Below are 4,292 nucleotides of genomic sequence, written 5' to 3'. Positions count from 1 at the left end.
AGGACAAGAACGCGGCGCCCGCCGACGCCCGGCTGACCGTGTCCAAGCCCGGCACCCCGGCCACCGGCCCGGCCGGCAACAGCGACGCCGCGCCCGGCACCGGGGCCGTCGCCACCGGCGCCCTCGCTCCCGGCTTCACCGTCACCCAGACCACGGTGGTCACCGAGCAGCGCGGCCTCGGCCTGTCCGGCCTCACCTGCACCCCGGCCGGGACCAGCTTCTGGTTCGCCGGGGCCAGTACCGCCGGCGACCGGGTCGACTACCTCAGCCTGGTCAACACCGAGTCCGCCGCCGCGGTGGTGGACATCAAGCTCTACGGCGACAAGGGCCTGATCGACAACGACGCCGCCAACGGGATCACCGTCTCGCCCGGCAGCTCCCAGGCCATCCTGCTGTCGACCCTCAGCAAGGGCGCGGTCGCCGACCTCGCGGTGCACGTGGTGGTGCGCTCCGGGCGGGTCGGCGCCGCGCTGCACGCCGCCGACGGCGGCAAGGGCGCCGACTGGGTCCCTGCCTCGGCCGACCCGTCCCCCACCCAGGTGCTGCCCGGTCTGCCCGCCGACACCGCCTCCGCCCGCCTGGTGGTCTGGGCACCGCCGGAGGACGACGCCGACCTGAAGATCCAGCTGTCCGGCAAGAACGGCTGGTTCAGCCCGGCCGGCAACGAGTCGATCCACGTCAAGGCGGGCATGGTGGCCGCCGTCGACCTCGGCAAGGTCACCCGGGACGAGGTCGCCGGGCTGCGGCTGTCGCCCAGCGACGACAAGCACCGCACCCCGATCGTGGCCGGGCTGCGGATCGACCGGGCGGCGGCCAACGGCAAGACCGACGCGGCCTGGCTGACCGGCAGCAACCCGGTCGGGGCCCGCGCCACCGTCGCCGACAACCGGGCCGGCGCCTCCACCCTCTACCTGACCTCCAGCGGCGAGGCCGCCACCGTCCGGGTCACCGCCTCGGCCGGCAGCGGCGGCGGCACACCGGCCACCAAGGAGGTCCAGCTCCCGGCCGGTGGCACGGTCGCCCTCCCGGCGCCCGAGCCCGCCGGGCTGAACGGCGTCTTCGCCCTCACCGTGGAGACCGTCTCCGGCGGCCCGGTGGTGGCCGCCCGGATGCTGTCCCTGCCGGCCAAGGACGTGCCGATGTTCACCATCCAGGCGCTGCGCGACGACCGCAGCACCGTCAAGGTCCCGCAGGCCGGCCAGGATCCGGGCGTCGTCCTGCGCTGAGCCGGAGCCCGCGCCGGGGCCGACCCCGGCGCGGGCCGTGACCCCTCACCGCCTCCGGGCGCGCCCCTCGGCTCCCGGCTGCTCAGTCCTCGTCGTAGCGCGGGTCGATGGCGTCCGGCGACAGCCCCAGCAGCTCGGCGACCTGCTCGATCAGGATCTCGTGCACCAGCGCCGCGCGGTCCTCCCGGGTCTTCGCCCGGATCTCCACCGGCCGCCGGTACACCACGATCTGGCTCTTGCGCCCCTGCTTGCCCGGCGACACCCGCCCCAGCGGCACGCCGTCCTCGGCGTCGGCGCCGTCCGGCTCGTGCAGCGGAACCTCCTGGACGGCGAACTCCACCTCGATCAACTGCGGCCAACGCCGTTCGAGGCGCTCCACCGACTCGCGCACATAGTCGTCGAACAGCTCGGAGCGGGTGAGCGAGATCGGCACCTGGGGTGGAGCCAGCGGGCCGCGCAGGCCCCTGCCGTGCCGGTCGCGGTGCCGGGGGCGGCGCGCTGGGCCTGTCGATGACTGCGGTGCGGAGCTGTCCATATCACTGCCGAGGGTAGTCCTTGGAGGGTCGGAAGTGGACCACTCCGGCCGGGAATCGCACGGGGTGTTGGATACGCGGCCCCGGCGCCCGGACGGCGACACGGCACCCCCTCCGGGCAGGCGGTCTTCGCTCCCCGGCGGGGAGTGCGGTACCGTCCACCCTCGTGAGCTCTGTACGTCGTTGTTCGCGGACCGCGTGCGGCCGGCCGGCCGTCGCGACGCTGACGTACGTCTACGCGGACTCCACCGCCGTCCTCGGCCCGCTCGCCACCTATGCCGAGCCGCACTGCTACGACCTGTGCGCCGAGCACGCCGAGCGCCTCACCGCCCCGCGCGGCTGGGAGGTCGTCCGGCTCGCCGCCGAGGCCGGCCCGCTGCGCCGCAGCAGCGACGACCTGGAGGCGCTGGCCAACGCCGTGCGCGAGGCGGCCCGCCCGCCGACCACCCGTCAGGGCCGCGGTCCCGAGGGGGAGTCCACCGAGAGCGGCCGCCGCGGCCACCTCCGGGTCCTGCGCTCGCCCGACAACTGAGTCCTCACCCGGCACGGGGCGTTCGCCCGGCCCGGGTACGCTGCCCGTCTACCGTCACCGCGCCGTCGACCGGACGCGCGGTGGTTCCGACATGTCGTGATCAGTCCTAAGACCAGGGTGGAGCCGCAGTGCGCGACCTCAAGCAGCTCGTGAAGGCGTACGACGTCCGAGGCGTCGTCCCGGACCAGTGGGACGAGAGCCTCTCCCGGGCCTTCGGCGCCGCGTTCGTGCGGGTCACCGGCGCGTCCGCGATCGTGGTCGGGCACGACATGCGGCCTTCCTCCCCGTCGCTGAGCCTGGCCTTCGCCGAGGGCGCCGCGGCCTACGGCGCCGACGTGGTGCAGATCGGGCTGTGCTCCACCGACCAGCTGTACTACGCCAGCGGCAAGCTCGACCTGCCCGGCGCGATGTTCACCGCCAGCCACAACCCGGCCCAGTACAACGGCATCAAGCTGTGCCGGGCCGGTGCCGCCCCGGTCGGCCAGGACACCGGCCTGGCCGAGATCCGCGAGCTGGTCGAGTCCTGGACCGCGGAGGACGACACCGTCACCGTCCCGGCCAAGGACGTGAAGCCGGGCGAGCTGTCCGCCCAGGACACCCTGCGCGGCTACGCCGACCACCTGCTGGGCCTGGTCGACCTCACCGCGATCCGCCCGCTCAAGGTCGCGGTGGACGCCGGCAACGGCATGGGCGGCCACACCGTGCCGACCGTCTTCGACGGCCTGCCGGTCGAGCTCGTCCCGATGTACTTCGAGCTGGACGGCACCTTCCCGAACCACGAGGCCAACCCGCTCGACCCGAAGAACCTGGTCGACCTCCAGGCCAAGGTCCGCGAGGTCGGCGCCGACCTGGGCCTGGCCTTCGACGGCGACGCCGACCGCTGCTTCGTCGTGGACGAGTGCGGCGAGCCGGTCTCCCCGTCGGCGATCACCGCCCTGGTCGCCGCCCGCGAGATCGCCCGCGCCCGGGCGGCCGGCGAGAGCGAGCCGACGATCATCCACAACCTGATCACCTCCTGGACCGTCCCCGAGGTGGTCCGCGAGCTCGGTGCCAAGCCGGTGCGCACCCGGGTCGGCCACTCCTTCATCAAGCAGGAGATGGCCGAGACCGACGCCGTCTTCGGCGGCGAGCACTCCGCGCACTACTACTTCCGCGACTTCTGGCGGGCCGACACCGGCATGCTGGCCGCGCTGCACGTGCTGGCCGCGCTCGGCGGGCAGCCCGGCACGCTGTCCGAGCTCACCGCCGAGTACGACCGCTACGCCGCCTCCGGCGAGATCAACAGCACCGTGGCCGACCAGGCCGCCAGCACCGCCGCCGTCCGCGCCGCCTACGCCGGCGGGGAGGGCACCACGGTGGACGAGCTGGACGGCCTGACCGTGGCCGGCCCGGACTGGTGGTTCAACCTGCGCGCCTCCAACACCGAGCCGCTGCTGCGCCTGAACGTCGAGGCCAAGGACCCGGCGAAGATGGCCGAGCTGCGCGACGGCGTGCTCGCCGTCGTCCGCGGCTGAGCGACGCCCGGCCCGGCGAACGCCGCCGGGGGCCCGAGCAGAGCGCCTGACCACGGGCGCCGGTGCCCCGGCCGGTAGGGTTTCCTATCGGCCGGGGCACCTCCGTGCCACCCCCGAACTTTGGAGAGCCCCATGAAGCTCGAATCCTTCCTGCTGGAGATCCTGGTCTGCCCGCAGTGCCGGGCCGCGCTCGCCGAGGGCGGCACCGAGGAGCAGCCCGAGCTGGTCTGCACCGGTGCGGACTGCGGCCTCGCGTACCCGGTCCGCGAGGGCATTCCGGTCCTCCTGGTGGACGAGGCCCGCCGCCCGGCCTAATCCTGGGGAGGAAGCCCCACCCCGACCGCCCGGCGCGCAACGGAGCGCGCGCCCAGGACCGCAGCCGGAGGTTCGCCGCATGCTCGACGACACCCTGCTCGACGACCCGGCCGCCCTCCAGCGCGCCGACCGCGACCGCGCCCTGCTGGCCCTGGCCGGCGCCGGTGCGCGG

The 4,292-nt window shown here is 74.5% G+C and carries 5 protein-coding genes; 4 read left to right on the top strand and 1 reads right to left on the bottom strand.

Features of this window, described 5'->3' with window-relative positions; all coding sequences use genetic code 11:
* Positions 1-1,226 (top strand): DUF5719 family protein (locus tag KS423_RS39715; RefSeq protein WP_224284590.1); only part of this gene is annotated, 1,226 nt, incomplete at its 5' end.
* Positions 1,227-1,308: 82 nt separating this feature from the next.
* Here the strand turns inward: KS423_RS39715 and KS423_RS39710 are convergent.
* Entirely contained in the window at positions 1,309-1,761 is a 453-nt protein-coding gene (locus tag KS423_RS39710) for a metallopeptidase family protein (protein ID WP_030245500.1), read from the bottom strand.
* Positions 1,762-1,925: 164 nt separating this feature from the next.
* Here KS423_RS39710 and KS423_RS39705 point away from each other — a divergent pair, with 164 nt between their 5' ends.
* The 3 genes from KS423_RS39705 to KS423_RS39695 all read left to right on the top strand — a co-directional run bounded on the left by KS423_RS39705 (position 1,926) and on the right by KS423_RS39695 (position 4,120).
* Positions 1,926-2,291, top strand: a complete 366-nt coding sequence (locus tag KS423_RS39705) for a DUF3499 domain-containing protein (protein ID WP_224284589.1) — start codon at positions 1,926-1,928, stop codon at positions 2,289-2,291.
* A 128-nt stretch (positions 2,292-2,419) separates the two neighbouring features.
* A complete protein-coding gene (locus KS423_RS39700; protein WP_224284588.1) occupies positions 2,420-3,805 on the top strand; it encodes a phosphomannomutase/phosphoglucomutase in 1,386 nt (461 codons plus the stop codon).
* 132 nt (positions 3,806-3,937) lie between these two features.
* Positions 3,938-4,120 (top strand): Trm112 family protein, encoded by a 183-nt coding sequence (locus tag KS423_RS39695; protein ID WP_224284587.1) that lies wholly within the window; start codon positions 3,938-3,940, stop codon positions 4,118-4,120.
* The last annotated feature ends 172 nt before the right edge of the window (positions 4,121-4,292 follow it).

The sequence above is a fragment of the Streptomyces sp. LS1784 genome (assembly GCF_020103755.1).
GTDB lineage: Bacteria > Actinomycetota > Actinomycetes > Streptomycetales > Streptomycetaceae > Kitasatospora.
Note: the sequence above shows the minus strand (reverse complement) of the source record. Positions and strands in the feature narration are given on the sequence as shown.

What these genes read in the sequence shown, in the direction of transcription:
- KS423_RS39710 (WP_030245500.1), bottom strand. Translation starts at nt 1,761, where the DNA reads ATGGACAGCTCCGCACCGCAGTCATCGACAGGCCCAGCGCGCCGCCCC.
- KS423_RS39695 (WP_224284587.1), top strand. Translation starts at nt 3,938, where the DNA reads ATGAAGCTCGAATCCTTCCTGCTGGAGATCCTGGTCTGCCCGCAGTGC.